The 16,495-nt window shown below is 44.2% G+C and carries 13 protein-coding genes; 3 read left to right on the top strand and 10 right to left on the bottom strand.

The genetic code is table 11. From position 1 onward, the window contains the following. A partial coding sequence (locus tag OH463_RS21605) for an Ig-like domain-containing protein (protein ID WP_269992603.1) occupies positions 1–4,074 on the top strand: 4,074 nt, incomplete at its 5' end. A 50-nt stretch (positions 4,075–4,124) separates the two neighbouring features. Here the strand turns inward: OH463_RS21605 and OH463_RS21600 are convergent. Continuing rightward, positions 4,125–5,318 (bottom strand): class I SAM-dependent methyltransferase, encoded by a 1,194-nt coding sequence (locus tag OH463_RS21600; RefSeq protein WP_005446769.1) that lies wholly within the window; start codon positions 5,316–5,318, stop codon positions 4,125–4,127. 186 nt (positions 5,319–5,504) lie between these two features. Next, a complete protein-coding gene (locus OH463_RS21595) occupies positions 5,505–6,908 on the bottom strand; it encodes a methyl-accepting chemotaxis protein (protein ID WP_005446771.1) in 1,404 nt (467 codons plus the stop codon). A 90-nt stretch (positions 6,909–6,998) separates the two neighbouring features. Here OH463_RS21595 and yccX point away from each other — a divergent pair, with 90 nt between their 5' ends. Continuing rightward, positions 6,999–7,271, top strand: coding sequence for an acylphosphatase (yccX, locus tag OH463_RS21590; RefSeq protein ID WP_005446772.1), 273 nt, complete (start codon positions 6,999–7,001; stop codon positions 7,269–7,271). A gap of 73 nt (positions 7,272–7,344) precedes the next feature. Here yccX and OH463_RS21585 read toward each other — a convergent pair whose 3' ends face one another. The 6 genes from OH463_RS21585 to OH463_RS21560 form a co-directional block, all read right to left on the bottom strand. Further along, positions 7,345–7,674, bottom strand: coding sequence for a TusE/DsrC/DsvC family sulfur relay protein (locus OH463_RS21585; protein WP_047517191.1), 330 nt, complete (start codon positions 7,672–7,674; stop codon positions 7,345–7,347). 354 nt (positions 7,675–8,028) lie between these two features. Beyond that, complete coding sequence (locus OH463_RS21580) at positions 8,029–8,691, bottom strand: Bax inhibitor-1/YccA family protein (RefSeq protein WP_005446774.1); 663 nt, start codon at positions 8,689–8,691, stop codon at positions 8,029–8,031. Between the two features lie 354 nt (positions 8,692–9,045). Next, the gene (locus tag OH463_RS21575) at positions 9,046–9,795 is read right to left on the bottom strand and encodes an amino acid ABC transporter ATP-binding protein (protein WP_005443945.1); all 750 of its coding nucleotides are present in this window, start codon (positions 9,793–9,795) and stop codon (positions 9,046–9,048) included. 23 nt (positions 9,796–9,818) lie between these two features. After that, positions 9,819–10,916: an amino acid ABC transporter permease gene (locus OH463_RS21570; protein WP_005443946.1), complete on the bottom strand. Its 1,098-nt coding sequence runs from the start codon at positions 10,914–10,916 to the stop codon at positions 9,819–9,821. 1 nt (position 10,917) lies between these two features. Next, positions 10,918–12,123, bottom strand: coding sequence for an amino acid ABC transporter permease (locus OH463_RS21565; RefSeq protein ID WP_005446776.1), 1,206 nt, complete (start codon positions 12,121–12,123; stop codon positions 10,918–10,920). Between the two features lie 80 nt (positions 12,124–12,203). Next, the gene (locus tag OH463_RS21560) at positions 12,204–13,232 is read right to left on the bottom strand and encodes an amino acid ABC transporter substrate-binding protein (RefSeq protein ID WP_005446777.1); all 1,029 of its coding nucleotides are present in this window, start codon (positions 13,230–13,232) and stop codon (positions 12,204–12,206) included. Between the two features lie 461 nt (positions 13,233–13,693). On the opposite strand from OH463_RS21560, the gene OH463_RS21555 reads away from it, so the two are divergent. Further along, a complete protein-coding gene (locus tag OH463_RS21555) occupies positions 13,694–14,614 on the top strand; it encodes a precorrin-2 dehydrogenase/sirohydrochlorin ferrochelatase family protein (RefSeq protein WP_005446778.1) in 921 nt (306 codons plus the stop codon). A gap of 157 nt (positions 14,615–14,771) precedes the next feature. Here the strand turns inward: OH463_RS21555 and OH463_RS21550 are convergent, their stop codons facing one another. Together OH463_RS21550 and OH463_RS21545 are read right to left on the bottom strand one after the other, a co-directional pair. Continuing rightward, the gene (locus OH463_RS21550; RefSeq protein ID WP_005446779.1) at positions 14,772–15,254 is read right to left on the bottom strand and encodes a YajQ family cyclic di-GMP-binding protein; all 483 of its coding nucleotides are present in this window, start codon (positions 15,252–15,254) and stop codon (positions 14,772–14,774) included. A gap of 32 nt (positions 15,255–15,286) precedes the next feature. Further along, entirely contained in the window at positions 15,287–16,339 is a 1,053-nt protein-coding gene (locus tag OH463_RS21545; protein WP_005446791.1) for a 3-deoxy-7-phosphoheptulonate synthase, read from the bottom strand. Between the last annotated feature and the right edge of the window lie 156 nt (positions 16,340–16,495).

Below are 16,495 nucleotides of genomic sequence, written 5' to 3'. Positions count from 1 at the left end.
ATTGTCGATGATGGTACTGGCCCTGACCCAGATCCAGATGACGACCGTCCAACGGTATCTATTAGTGATGCTGGCACGATTAACGAAGGTGACACTGCCAACTTCGTTGTCTCGCTCACTAACGAGTCTGAAGCTGCGGTTCAGGTTCAGCTTACTCTTAACACTGGTGACACCGGAGTGGGTGATCTAGGGACGCTTGAATATAATACTGGTTCCGGCTGGGTTGCAGTTCCGAATGATGGTTTAGTCACGGTACCAGCAGGCTCGACTCAATTTGATGTTCGAATTGATACCCTGAACGACGCAGTGTTTGAGCAGGATGAGGACTTCAGTGTTTCTGTTGTAGGCGTTGGTCCTGTATTGGGCTCTGATGTCGGTAATGCAACAATTATCGATAATGATGCACCTCCAGCTATTTCCGACGTTATCGATGCGGTTGTTTCAGAAGAAGGGTTAACCGATGGTATACCTGATTCCACGGGTTCTCCTACCGATACTACAAATGCAGCCAGCTTCTCAGGGTCATTTACAGTTGGAGACCCGGATACAGCGAATGTTTCAGTCGTTCTTTCTGGTCCAAATACACTCACATCAGGTGGAGAGCCTGTGTCTTGGGCATGGAACAGCAATACTCAAACATTGACGGCTTCTACTGCGAGTTTAGCTGTTGTTGCAACTGTTGTTCTCACGGAGCCCGCTGTCTCAGGACAAGGTTCTTGGGATTACAACATCACACTGTTTGAACCACTCGATCATCCGGTGAATGATGTTGAGGATATCATTGACTTTGATTTGCAGATCTCGGTCAGTGATGGTCAAACCACAACGTCTGAAAGCCTCAATGTTATTGTTGAAGATGACCGTCCATCAGTACCAAGTAACGTGCCAGTAGTAGACGTTACAAACTTGGATATCCCCGATGTTATAACTGGACAAGTGAGCTTTACAGGTAATGGTGCAGATTCTTTCAGTAGAACCTTTGGTGACGTTGTTGTAACAGCCGAAGGTTTTATTTCGGATGAATCGGTGACGCTTGGCGCAGCACAAGTCAATCAGTCTTCGGATGGTATTGGGGTTAAAAGCTCAGGTGACAACGGCTTCCCATTGGATAATGAGGTCGATTACCGTTTTGCTAACAATCAAGGTGTATCTGAAAAACTCATCATAGACTTGGGTGATAAAGTTGCGTTTGGTGCGGAAATTGAGTTTGCCAAAATGTTTGGAGGTGAATTAGAAGAAGGGGTCGCATCATTCTATCGAGATGGCGTGCTAATTGCTCAACAAACCTTTACTTCTGATGCTCAAAGTGGTGATTTCGCAGCAAACTTTAGTGTTCAGCAAGGTGGCTTTGATCAGATCATTCTAGAAGCAACGGATAACGGTAATGGACCGAATATTGAAGATAATAGTGATTTTACTGTTAAATCCATTACCTTTATCGGTTCTGATGGTGGTATTCCAATCGCATCCGCAGAGGGAACAATTAGTTCTACATACGGTGCAGATGGTCCGGGCGCAACAGCTTTAACGGGTGCGGAATCAGGTTTACAGACGGCAGGTGGAGACGATATTACAGTCAGCATCGACGCGCAAAACCCTAATCGTTTAGTTGGTTCAACAGATACTGGTGTTGCGTTCGAAGTGCAATTTACACCGAGCACAGGCAAGTGGGAGTTCATCCAATATGAGCCACTCAGCGAACCTATTGGTGATGGTGATATTGACTTCGAGTACACAGTAACGGATGCCGATGGAGACAGTGTTACGGGATCATTTGCAGTTAACCCTGCTATCCCACCAACCATTTCTGGTGCAGTAGCACTTAATGTGTCTGAAGAAGGTTTACCTGATGCGAATGCCGACAATGGAGCATTAGCTGGTTTTATTGATACAACAGATTCCACGAATGATACTGGCTCACTTACATTGGGAGCAACTGTGGAATCCGTCACATTGGGCTTACCAACGACGCTAATTTCAAGTGATGGAGATGCATTAGTTTGGACGCTCTCAAACAACGATAAGACACTTACGGGCTCTGCAAGCGGTCAGCCAATTATTGAGGTGTCGGTTGACGATCTTGGTAATTTATCGACAGAGCTACTAGGAAAAGTCGATCATCCGGATAGTGGTGGCGAAGACGTAATTGATTTAGAAGTTCCAGTGATTGCGTCAAACGCACTTGGTATTACTAGCTCTGCAACTGCTACGGTCGCCATTGAAGATGACTCTCCATTTGCTGAAACGGTTGTTGAAGACGTTAATGCGATGCAAACAACAGGTTCCAACGTTCAGTTGATCCTGGATGTATCAGGATCGATGGGGTGGGATTCAGTTACTGGTTCAAGTTCAAATGTTGTAACTTCGCGTCTTGATGTACTGAAAAGCGCATCGATAGCCTTGTTATTAGAATACCAATTACTTGGAGATACTAAAGTTCAAATCACAACCTTCAGTAGTAATGCAAATGTACTTGGCGAAGATGGTGTTGAATCATCAGATAACAGCTTACCTAATGATTTAACAACAATTTGGATGGATGTTGATCAAGCTATCGCACTGATTAATAGCTTAACTGCAGGAGGCGGTACGGATTACGACGATGCCGTTGCACTTGCTGCCGAAGATGATGTTTGGGGTAATCCTGAGCTACTTGCGGATGCAAACAACCTTAGCTACTTCCTATCGGATGGTAATCCTAGCTCTACCGGGAATCAGATTGATGCAACAGAACAGTCGGATTGGGAAGCGCAGCTAGAGCAATATAATGTAACAGCGCTCGCTTACGGTATTGGTACCGGAGCTGCAACTCAGTTCTTAGAGCCTGTTGCTTATGACGCTAATAATCCAATAGATAAACAAATCGACCCAATTATCGTTCCGGATATTAATAGCCTTCCAGCGATACTCATCCAATCGATCGTAACGCCAATAACTGGTGCTTTAGGTTCGACTGTTATGGGGGGAAGTGCGTCGTTCTTTGGTGCTGATGGCGGCTATGTATCGTCATTTAACTATGGTGGCGCAACGGGTATTACGGTGACGTTTGATGGTACGACTATTACGGTGGATGATGACGCTAACAACACTGGAGCGACAACCATTGTCGATGCAGTTGAAGATACCGTGACGATTGTAGTGGACAGTCAAAACTCTGTAGTTATTGATTTAAACACGGGTGAATACACCTTCTTTGCTTCATCGATTGCGGTTGCTACTCAGTTTGACTTTGATTACGTACTGACTGACGGCGATGGTGATACTACAGCAGAAACCGTTTCATTTGATTTGGAGCCAAACTCTGTTGAAGCTGTAGATGACACAGCATCAACACCTGAAGGGACGCCAATTGTGGTTGATGTACTTTCAAACGATACCAACAGCGACAATGCGGCTACACTAACGTTGGCTGACGCAGTTGTTGATCCAAGTAAAGGTCAAGTACTCGTTGTAGATAATCAGTTGGTATTTATCCCTTCAAATAGTTTGGATGATGGAGATAGTGCAAGAATTTCTTATCGAACTGAGTCATCAAACGGTGATTTTGATATAGGGGCGCTTACGGTGTCTGTTACTGCAAGTGTAGGCGCGCCTTCAGGAGTGGGTGGTAATAGTGATGATACTCTTGTTGGTACAGCTAGTGCCGATATCTTACTTGGAGAGGAAGGAGAAGATACTATCTCGGGCAATGCGGGGGAAGATATCATCATAGGAGGTCTAGACGATGATATCCTGACCGGTGGTGCTGATGGTGATGTGTTTGTTTGGACTCAAATGGATAATGCGGTGGATTCAGTCACAGACTTTGATGCGTCGGAAGGCGACAAACTCGAACTTAGAGATTTGTTCGATGATGTTTCTGGTACCGATATGTCGACGCTGCTTGATGATTTCGAGTCTGGTGACTTCTCTGGACAAGTGAATGGTATTACCTTGTCTGTAACGGAAGATTCTGGAGACTCGACCCTAACCATTAATAAAGGGGGTCAGCAGTTAGATATCAACTTCGATGGCGCATCGGCTGCAGATATTGCCAACAGTATCATTACTAATCTTGAGCAATTGAGAGAATAAAAAAACGGAGCGAAAGCTCCGTTTTCTTTTGAATCTAAAATAGCCAGCGATTAAAGGACCTTACACGCAAAGCCTTTTAGGTAGAAACCTTCTGGGTAAGCGGTATCAGTAGGGTGATCCGCTGCTTGTTCGAAACGTTCCACAAATTTTACTTGGCGATTTGCATCTACTGCGGCATCGGCAATAATTTTTTGGAACAGAACTTGGTCCATCAGACCAGAGCAAGAATAGGTAAGTAGCGTGCCACCAGGGTTTAGAATTTGCATGGCCAACATGTTGATGTCCTTGTAGCCACGACACGCGCCATTTAGTTGTGCTTTGCTTTCAGCAAATTTCGGTGGATCCATGATAACAACGTCGAACTTCGTACCTTGGTCACGGTATTCACGTAGCAGTTTGAACACATCGGCGTTTAGGAATACAGCACGTTTCTTAGAGATATCAAACTCATTCAGCTCTGCATTGAATTTTGCTGTGTCGAGAGCAGGTTGTGATACATCTGCGTTAATAACACGTTTCGCGCCACCTTTTAGCGCGTACAGACCAAAACCACCTGTGTACGAGAAACAGTTGAGAACTTCTTTATCTTTCACGTACTTCATCGCTTGTTGACGGCTATCACGTTGGTCTAAGTAGAAACCAGTTTTATGACCACCAACGATATCTACGCTGATCTTCACGCCGTTTTCTTCAATTACCACTGATTTTGGTGGCTCTTCACCGTGCAATACGCCGGTTGTTTCTTTAAGACCTTCTTTCTTACGTACCGCGACGTCAGAACGCTCGTAAACGTTACAACCAGGGAAACACTCAACTAACGCATCAACAATAGCTTGTTTGTTGTATTCTGCACCTGCACTTAGAAGCTGACACACAAAGAAGTTTTGGTAACGGTCGATCGTAACACCTGGCATACCATCAGACTCTGCTGCGATAAGGCGGTAGCCAGTAAGACCGTCGCGGTCGATAACGTCTTCACGAAGAAGCTGAGCGTTGTTGAAGCGCTTAACGAAGAATGCTTTGTTGATCTCTTCTTTTTCAAAGCTCCAAATACGAGCACGAATTTGAGAAGCTGGAGAATATGCTGCTTTAGCTAGCCATTTCCCGTCGTGAGTAAATACATCAACGGTTTCGCCAAGAGCAGGTTCGCCCTCAACTTTACTGATGCCTCGAGAGAAGATCCATGGGTGCTTACGCTTAACCGATTTCTCACGACCTTTAACCAAATAGATAGCAGCTGTCATTTCTTTAGCTCTTGTTGAATTTTGAAAGGGGCGTATTGTCCGGGATGTTGCCCGCAAAAGCAATATCCATCGACAATCCAATCATTTGTAGAGGCTTTAATTATAAACTTGTGAGTGGAATAACGGACGGGTTTTTCAGGCGCAAAAAAGGGCCACCGAAGTGACCCTAGCTATTAGTGTATGTGATTAAGCTTTCAAGCCAGTCAGCAGTGATTCCATAGTGTCACTTTGGGCACGAAGCTGCTCGACATTCTGAGATGTGGTGCTGATCATCGTACACACATTGTTAGCTTGAATGCGGATCTCTTCAACACTCGATGCAATGTTGTCAGCCACTACGCCTTGTTCTTCAGCTGCCGTAGCGATTTGAACGCTGCTGTCAGAAATAGTTTGGTTCTTGTCTGCAAGTGAGCCAATCTCTTGATTCACTTCGGCCATTAGAGTTTGACCTTCATTCGCATTGTGAACTGTTACTTCCATCAACTTAGTCAGTGATTGACTGTTACGTTGTAGCGCTTCAATCATTGCTTGAATTTCGACGGTTGCTTGTTGAGTCCTGCCAGCAAGAGCACGAACTTCGTCGGCTACGACTGCGAAACCACGACCTTGTTCACCAGCACGCGCCGCTTCAATGGCTGCGTTTAGCGCAAGGAGATTCGTTTGTTCAGAGATACCGTTGATGGTTGTTACCACTTCATCAATCTGCGCCGCGTTTGCATCTAACTCTTCTACCGCTTGAGATGCTGATTGGATCTCAGTGGAAAGGTTGGAGATAGAGTGAAGCGTGTTTTCCACTTTCACCTGACCTGATTGAGCGACGCTGCGAGCATCATCAGTTTGAGTGCTTGAGTCATGAGCCAGCGTTGCTACTTCGCGAATGGTTGATGCCATTTCCTCTGTTGCGCTTGCCAGCGAATTCAAGTGCTCTTGTTGCGTGTTAGAGATTTCAGAACTGTTTTGAATAGATAGGTTTAGATCTGAGCTGATTTGCTGCATAAGCGCCACAGACTCCTGAATCGACTGAACCATCTTTTGTTCACGATCGGCAACTTTATCGATCGTAATAGCAATCTCACTAAACTCGTCACGAACAGGGAAAAAGTTCATACGAGCAGTTAAATCACCGTTTGCCAATGTGTTTAGTGCTTTGTTCATTGTGAACATCGCACCACCGATGAACGTCATGATGTAGTAAACGCCCATTGCAATGATAAACAGAGTGATAAGAATAATGCTTACTTGCGTTGTAGATAGTGCTGTCCATAACGACTGTTCGTGGTTAGCAACGAGACTAAAAGCCCCATTCATAACAGAAACAGCTTCTGGACCTGTACCGAAAGCAATCGTATCTGAACTTGAGATCAGGCTAGCAACTTGAGATTGCGAGAGATTACCTGCCTCGATAAGACCTTTCATTAACATCAACTCTTCCTGATATAAGTCAGTAATAAGTGAGTCTGCGGCACTGTTCAAAACGAGAGTTAGGATGACTAATGCGATGAGAGGGAGCAAGAAGAGTAGGTAGAACTTTTCTTGAATCTTTAAATGGATGAGATATTTGTCAATCCAACGGAAAGGAATTTCTTTCATAATTATTATAACCATATAAAAACCCACTATCCTTAGTGGGGTAAATAGACGGAAATAATATATCACTCAAATTTAGGGAGCGGTATACGGATGGTACTAAAGTGTGAGAAGTTTCTGATAGTAGGTCACGTACAAGGTGTAGGATTTCGATACCACACATCACATCAAGGCTTGAAACTGGGTTTAACCGGGTACGCGAAGAACTTAAATAATGGGGATGTTGAGGTGATTGCTTGCGGCACCGATGAACAAATCGCGGCGTTTTCTAAGTGGTTGGAAGATGGTCCGCGGACGGCAACGGTTGACAGTGTCACTCAAGAGAGTGTGTCTTATAAGCCTTTCCGCGGATTTAAGATCTTATAGCTCCAAGCGCAATAACTCGATAAGCAACAGCTTCACACGCTGGGCTTGTCGACGTAGCGTTGAGGCAGGCGGTTTATAAGCATTTAGCAGGTTTTGGCAAACCAGCTAGCTTAGTCGCTTGCTTTGCGGGACCTTTCTTGAAAAGTTTGAACAGATACTTGCTGTTTCCTTTCTCTGGACCATGCGCTTTTTCCATCGCTTTAACCAGCATTCTTACAGCTGGTGATGTGTTGAACTCTTCATAAAAATCACGCACGAAGTGAACCACTTCCAAATGCGCATCTGTCAGTTCAATTTCTTCTTCTTTTGCTAGAAGCTCAATCATGCCTTCTTCCCACTGTGTGTGGTCAAGTAGGTAGCCTTGAGCATCAGTTTCAATTTCTTTGCCGTTATAAACGAACATAGCTCTATTTCCGCTAAGTAACCATTGATAAGTATAGGGTAGCGTAGAGGTTGGCTTGTGCTCAACAAAAGAATCTGTTGAGTCGACTGAGCGAATTAAATTCATACGATTCAACATATTAAACTGTGGGCGATAATCGTTAAGCTTACACCTTTCGATTTATGCAATAAAATGTAAACCTATGCAGGTTGTTAGAAAATTCTCGGGGTGAGTATTTCTACTTTTGCATGAGTATTCAATTTTTTTGTTTGAGGGGCGGTGTAAAAAGGAAGGTAACATCCACAAGGTAAGGTGCAAAGAAAAAGCCCGAAGTACAACTTCGGGCTTTTTGGAGCTTCAATTCAATCTGACGGTTTAGTCGTCGTTCATGATACCTAGAATGCTTAGTAGGCTGATGAAGATGTTGTAGATTGAAACATACAGCGTAATTGTCGCAGAGATGTAGTTTGTTTCGCCGCCACGGATGATGCCTTGAGTAGTCATCAGGATTGCCATGGTAGAGAAAACAATAAACAAGCTGCTCATTGCTAGGTGCAGGATAGTAGATTGGATGAAGATACTCGCAATCATACCCACAACTAGAACAACGAACAGTGACAGCATTAGACCACCCATCATAGATAGGTCACGCTTAGTTGTCAGTGCGTAAGCAGAAGCTGCCATGAATGACAGAGCAGTACCACCAAGTGCTGTTAGCACAACGTCGCCCATGCCAGCACCGATGTACATGTTTAGAATTGGACCGATGGTGTAACCTAAGAAACCCGTAAATAGGAATGTAAATACAAGACCCATGCTGTTGTTACGGTTCTTTTCAGTCAGGAATAGTAGACCGTAGAAACCGACCAACATTAGGATGATACCTGGACGTGGTAGGTTAAACGCCATCGATACGCCAGCAACCAGTGCTGACCATAGTAGAGTCATAGAAAGTAGTGCATATGTATTACGCAATACTTTGTTGGTTTGTAGAGCACTCTCTTGAGTAGTAGTGCGAGAAAACATAGGACTGTTCATAATCTTCCTCTATAAGGGACTGTCTTATCTTTAATATATAGACATATATGGGCCCGATAGTTCAAAAAATCAAGCCCGCCACATGTACATCTAGAACAAAATAATAATAGAAATAATGTGTTATGTATGTGGCAACTTGTAACACAATATTACCGCCTTGCCTAGCGGAGAAAGGCTTATTATTCAAAGCTCTGAAGACCAGTTCACGTAGAATGTTGTAACGTTGCGCAAATTTACAACGCGTTGAATCAACTGGACTTTCGTAACATGGTCTGTTTGCCAATATGAGAGTAAAGAAAAAGCGCTGATATTAAGCTCAGCGCTTTGTCGGTTATCTCGGTGTTCAGAATGCGTTTAATGGTGAAGAATCTGAGCCAAGAAGTTCTGTGTACGATCCGATTGCGGGTTCTCAAAGAAATCGACAGGATTGTTTTCTTCGATGATTTCCCCCGCGTCCATAAAGATGACTCGGTCGGCGACTTCTTTTGCAAAGCCCATCTCGTGCGTTACACATAGCATGGTCATGCCTTCTTCCGCCAGTTCTACCATTACGTCCAGTACTTCACGCACCATTTCTGGGTCCAGTGCAGAAGTTGGTTCATCAAACAGCATCACTTTAGGGCTCATACACAAAGAACGAGCAATGGCTACACGTTGCTGCTGACCACCGGAGAGCTGCCCCGGATACTTGTCCGCTTGATCGGGGATCTTAACGCGCTCTAAGTACTGCATTGCGATGGCTTCGGCTTCTTCTTTTGGCATTTTCTTCACCCAGATAGGGGCAAGCGTACAATTCTCCAAAACCGTTAGATGAGGGAAAAGGTTAAAGTGCTGGAAGCACATGCCCACTTCACGACGAACCGCCTCAATGTTTTTCAGGTCTTCTGTAAGTTCAGTACCCGACACATAGATGCTGCCAGCTTGATGCTCTTCCAGACGGTTGATACAGCGAATCATGGTCGATTTACCAGATCCGGATGGTCCACAGATGACGATTTTTTCGCCTTTCTTAACGTCTAGATTGATATTCTTTAGTACGTGAAACTCACCATACCACTTATTCATGTCCTTCAACTGGATCATATAATCTTGTTGTTGCGTCATAATACGTCCTTGATCTTGATGAGTTATCGTTTGTGACCGGTATGCAATTTGTTTTCAAGCCATATCGAGTAACGTGACATGCCAAAACAAAATACCCAAAACACTAACGCGACAAATACATAACTTTCTGTTGCGAAGCCTAGCCATTCAGGGTCGGTATTCGCAGCTTGTCCAATGCCCAGTACGTCAAACATACCAATAATAAGCACAAGACTGGTGTCTTTAAAGAGACCGATAAAAGTGTTCACAATAGAAGGGATAGTGATCTTAAGCGCCTGTGGCAAAATGATCAGTCCCATCTTCTTCCAATAGGTAAGACCGAGAGCGTCTGCCGCTTCATATTGTCCTTTCGGGATCGCTTGCAAGCCACCACGTACCACCTCTGCCATGTAAGCCGCACTGAACATAACCACACCGATAAGTGCACGGATTAGCTTGTCAGTTTCTGAGCCTTGAGCCAAGAACAGAGGTAACATCACTGATGCCATGAACAGTACAGTAATGAGTGGGACACCACGCCACACTTCGATGTATACAGTACAGATACTGCGGATGATTGGCATATCTGAACGTCGACCCAGGGCAAGCGCAACACCGATTGGAAGGGAGACGACGATACCAACGAGTGCAATGATCAAGGTTACTAGTAGACCACCCCATTTGTGCGTTTCAACCACTTCAAGACCGAATACTCCACCATAAAGCAAGGCTGCAATAATGAATGGGTAAATGTTTACGAAGAACAACCAAATCCAAATGCGTTTTGGCGTTTTCTCATAAGCAAGTAGCACAGTAAAGATCGCCAATGTGATGTAGAACAGGCGAGGGCGCCAGAGTTCCGCTTCCGGATAGAAGCCATACATGAACTGTTCCCAACGGACGCTAATAAAGACCCAACATGCGCCTTCACGTGTACAGTCGTCTCTCGTTGTGCCAACCCAGTCTGCATTGATAAACGCCCAATCAACAATGTTCCAAAGAGCAGAAAATACGATATAAGCCAGAATCAACGTCACGATGGAGTTGATTGGTCCATTGAATAGATTTTTGCGTAGCCAACCTACGACACCAACAGTGTTTGCTGGCGGCGGGAGATCAGGCTGAAATTGATGTGTACTCATATTATCTCTCCACCAGCGCAACTTTACGGTTATACAAGTTCATTAACGCAGAAGTGATTAAACTCAACGTCAAGTAAACGCCCATGGTCATCGCGATAATTTCGATCGCTTGTCCAGTTTGGTTCAGCGTAGTTCCTGCGAACACAGAAACCAAATCTGGGTAACCAATCGCCATTGCCAGGGAAGAGTTCTTGGTTAGGTTCAGGTATTGGCTAGTAAGAGGAGGGATGATGATACGTAATGCCTGAGGGATCACGACCAGCTTCAGAGTTTTTGTGCGTGGTAAACCAAGCGACATTGCTGCTTCAGTTTGACCATGACTCACAGCGTTAATACCAGAGCGTACAATCTCTGCGATAAACGATGCAGTATAGACGCTTAACGCAAGTAGAAGTGCAGCCAGTTCAGGAATGATACTGATACCACCTCGGAAGTTAAAACCTTTTAATTCTGGGTACTGCAAAGAAATTGGCATGCCAGCAAGGAAGTAAACCACTAAAGGAAGCGCGATTACTAAGCCAAATACGATGCGACCCATCGGAGTTTGTTGACCTGTTAAACGTTGCTTGTTGTTCGCCCATACATTGATCAAAATGCTTGCGATGATACCTATGACTAGTGCCGCGACGACGAAGCTACTACCAGCCTCCATGACAGGTGCAGGGAAATACAGCCCGCGTACATTCAAAAAGATAGCTTCGCCAAGGCTCATACTTTGCCTTGGTGATGGTAGAGCTTGAAGAACCGCGAAATACCAGAAAAAGATTTGCAGAAGTAGTGGGATATTTCGGAAAGTTTCAATATATACCGCTGCTAATCGGCTCACCAACCAGTTTGATGAGAGACGAGCGATACCCATAACAAAACCAATAACGGTTGCTAGGACAATACCTAACACTGAAACCAGCGCCGTATTGAGTAGGCCAACGACGAAAGTACGCCCATAAGAAAACGTTTCGTCGTATTCGATAAGAGTCAGACCAATACCAAAGCCTGCTTCTTGATTAAGAAAACCAAAACCTGTTGCGATACCACGGGCATCAAGGTTCGTCAGTGCATTATTAATGATTGTGTAAAAGAAAAATACCAGTGCAGCTACGGCAATGATCTGGAAAATAGCGGAACGAAAAGCTGGATTATAAATCAGGCTTTTACTTCCGCTTGGTTTGGACATCGTACTTGGCGATGTATCATTCGTCGGTTTCATACAGCGATAACCTCAAACCCTTATTTATAGATTCACTCACGAAAAAGGGCGGCATAAACCGCCCTGTGATAATCGTTGTATTAGCGGATTGGTGGTGCGTACATGAAACCGCCCGCATTCCAAAGTGCATTCACACCACGAGAAATCTTCAGAGGTGAACCTGTACCAACCGTACGCTCAAAGCTTTCGCCGTAGTTACCAACTTGCTTAATCACTTGGTAGCCCCAATCGTCGCGAATGCCTAAACCTTTACCCTTCGGACCATCTACGCCAAGAATACGTTTGATGTTTGGATCTTTTGATTTCAACATCTCATCGGCATTTTTAGAGGTAATGCCGTATTCTTCCGCGTTCACCATCGCAAACAGAGTCCACTTCGCAATATTGAACCATTGATCGTCACCTTGACGTACAACAGGACCTAGAGGCTCTTTAGAGATGATTTCAGGAAGAACGTTAGCTGAAGAAGGGTCTTTCAAGTTCAGACGTAGCGCATACAAACCAGATTGGTCTGTCGTTAGTACGTCACAACGACCAGCATCAAAACCTTTAGAGGTTTGCGCTGCCGTATCAAATACTACAGGTTTATACGCCATACCTTGGTTACGGAAGTAGTCCGCAAGGTTAAGCTCGGTAGTGGTACCTGACTGCACACAGACTGATGCGCCATCAAGTTCTTTCGCACTTGAAACACCAAGATCTTTCTTAACCATGAAACCTTGACCGTCGTAATAGTTTACGCCAACAAAGTTCAGACCAAGAGCCGTATCACGGTGTAGAGTCCAGGTGGTGTTACGTGAAAGCACATCGATTTCACCCGATTGAAGCGCAGTGAATCGTTCTTTCGCGGTTAGGGGTACATATTTAACTTTTGTTTTATCCCCAAGAACGGCTGCAGCCAGTGCTTGGCAATATTCTACGTCGATACCTTCCCATTCACCTTTTGAGTTAGGGTTTGAGAAACCAGGTAGACCGGTACTTACGCCACAAGTAAGGAAGCCTTGTTTCGTGACTTTGTCCAGAGTAGTGTCTGCTGCTTGAGCTGAGGTAGCCATCATTGCAGTAGAAGCCGCTACGACGGAAGCAAGAACTGTTAGTTTGTTTGCCATTTGTATCCTTCCTGTATGATCCATGTTTAATCAGGAGCGACCTGATACAACGTGTCCAATTCGTTAGTGTTTTCGTCCTACATGATTGATTTTCGAAGAAACGGCAATCGCTAAATCAATCAGTTATAAGCGTAGGAAAGGATTTGCTAATTCTCAAATATATAATTTAAAAAGAGTTTTGGAGAGAAGTCACAAAGCGCCTTGCGATTTAGAATGACGAAATGTTAATTGTTTGTAAATAGTGCAACTAATTGTCAGATTGGTGCATCAGAACAATCGATAAAAGAGTGATTAAAACAGAAGGATAAAAGTTTGTTATTAAAAGTGTCATTAGTGTAGGGTGGCTATGTCAGCCGAAAATTTGAACAAAAATTATTTGTGAAGCCGAAACAAGGTGAAGTGGTTGCCCCATTTTTGGTAGCATGAATTTAGACAGTTATTTGAAGTGATCATGGATTGAAATGCGATATTTTCCTCTGTTCTTAGATTTAGTAAATAAACCAGTATTGGTTGTTGGTGGCGGTGAAGTTGCAAGCCGCAAAGTGGAAGCATTGCTCAAAGCCGGAGCAGACGTCACGATTGTCTCCCCAAGCCTTGTCGACTTTCTTGATAAGCTTGCTCAAGAGCAGCAAGTGCGATGGATTCAACGTTTTTATTCAAGTGACATTGTCACTAACTCATTCATTCAAGTATGGGCGACAACGGATAACCCGGAGCTTAACCATCAAGTGTATAAAGACGCAAAAGAGTTAGGTATTTTAGTAAACGTCGTCGATGACAAACCTTATTGTGATTTCATTACGCCTTCGATGATTAACCGCGGTCGTATTCAAATTGCCATCTCGAGTGGCGGTGCATCTCCAGTATTGATCCGAAACATCCGTGAAAAGCTAGAAGCCATCCTGCCGCAAAATATGGGACTGATGGCAGAGTTCGCCAACTCAAAACGTAACTCTATTAAAGAGGCATTACCAAGTGTCGATTTGCGTCGTAAATTTTGGGAGAACTACTTTTCGCACCCCGAGGTGGAAAATGCACGTGATAACCGTGAGCTGGAAACCATCTATCAAGAAACCATGACTAAGCCATTAGACGAGACAGGAAGCTGCACTTGGATTCAGGTAGGTAAAGACGTTGAAATGCTGCCTATTAAAGCCGTGCGCTACATGCAGCAGGCGGAGTTAGCGCTTCACTCAACCAAATGCGAAGCAAATGTGATGGAGCTAGTAAGAAGAGATGCGGAGCGTGAGGCATTTTCGAGTGCAACAGAGCTCTCAGATATGCTCAGAAAAGCCAAAGAAGAGAAGCTTCGTGTTTGTATCTTCGTTCCTTATGGAACAAGTGAGTTTTCACTTCTGCAAGGGCAAGACTTGGTAATCTAAGCTTTGTTATCTAGATAAAAGTTCGTTATCTAAATTAGTTATCAAAAATAGACGCTTAGATTACTCACAACACATACAAAAACGCCGACGAATATCTCGCCGGCGTTTTTTATTCCACTGTTCTCATTCTCTACATTAAGAGAGTAGGAGAGCGCAATTAATCACGGAAGTTGTTGTACTGGAATGGGATACCCATCTCAGCTTCACGGATCGTTGCAATCGTTGCTTGCAGATCGTCACGCTTCTTACCCGTTACGCGCAGTTTGTCGCCTTGGATAGATGCTTGAACTTTAAGCTTCGCGTCTTTGATTAGTTTAACTAGCTTTTTCGCGGTAGGCGTATCGATACCTTGTCGGAACGCAATGTTTTGGTGCCAGTTCTTACCCGTCGCTTCTGGATTTTTTGCATCCATAGCGTTCGCATCAATGTTACGCTTCGCCAAGTGGCTACGTAGGATGTCACGCATTTGCTTTAGCTGGAACTCGCCTTCTGCTGACACTTTTACATTTTCTTCTACTAGCTCAAAGCTCGCATTCACATTGCGGAAATCGAAACGAGTAGACAGTTCACGGTTAGCGTTATCAACCGCGTTACGTAGTTCAACGGTATCGATTTCTGAAACAATATCAAACGATGGCATGAAGATTCCTTGATTATCTTGTTATAGGGAAATTACTTACTGGATTTTACTGCGGCTGCCAGCATGTCTAGCATCGTTTCAGTATCATCCCAACCTAGACATGGGTCAGTAATCGACTGACCGTAAGTTAGGTTGTTAATATCAGTCATTGGCTGATTGCCTTCAATAATGAAGCTCTCTGCCATGATACCCGCAATGCGAGTGCTGCCTGATTTAATTTGTTCACAAATGTCTTGTGCAACATCAATTTGTTTACGGTGTTGCTTCTGACAGTTCGCATGACTGAAGTCTACAATCAAACGTTGTGGTAAGTCGAATTCAGCAAGTGCATCACACGCTTGTTTTACAGACGCTTCATCAAAGTTAGGACCTTTCTCACCACCACGAAGAATGATGTGACCATAAGGGTTCCCACTAGTGCGGTATACCGTCATACGTCCATTCTTATCTGGAGAGTAGAAGTAGTGTGATGCTTTAGACGCACGAATCGCATCAATTGCGATTTTTACGTTACCGTTAGTACCGTTCTTGAAGCCTACTGGACAAGATAAAGCAGAAGCCATCTCACGGTGGATTTGAGACTCAGTCGTACGAGCGCCAATTGCACCCCACGTAATCAGATCTGCAATATACTGACCTGTGATCATATCAAGAAACTCAGTAGCTGTAGCAAGACCAAGCTTGTTGATATCCAGTAGCAGTTTACGTGCTTTATGAAGCCCCGCTTCAAGTGCGTATGAGCCATCTAGGTTAGGGTCAGTGATAAGACCTTTCCAACCAACAACAGTACGAGGTTTTTCAAAGTAAGTACGCATTACGATAAATAGCTCGTCTTTGTACTTATCTTGGATATTCGCAAGGCGAGTTGCGTAGTCGATTGCCGCTTCAGTGTCGTGCACAGAACACGGACCAACGATAGCAAGGATACGGTCATCCTCACCAGTTAAAATCTTTTCAATTTGACGACGAGATTGAGCGATGCGATCAGCTACATCATCAGTGATTGGATGTACGCTGCCTAGCTCTGCGGGTGTCGGCATTGGACCCAAAGGTTGGGTTCTCAATTCATCTGTTTTTATAGGCATGTTATAGCTTTATTCTCTATTGCGAAGCGGTAAAGATAACGGAATTATAGTTAGGAATAAACCGTTTCACGGGATTCTTATCTGTTAAATACCGAAATGTATGTAATGCTGTGGCGATTCATTAATGATAGTTATGTATAAATGACAAAAACCGCT

Origin of the sequence: Vibrio sp. NFR (assembly GCF_027587095.1) — a bacterium.
Classification (GTDB): Bacteria; Pseudomonadota; Gammaproteobacteria; order Enterobacterales; family Vibrionaceae; genus Vibrio; species Vibrio harveyi.
The sequence above is the reverse complement of the archived record's forward strand: the minus strand, read 5'-3'. Positions and strand labels throughout refer to the sequence as shown.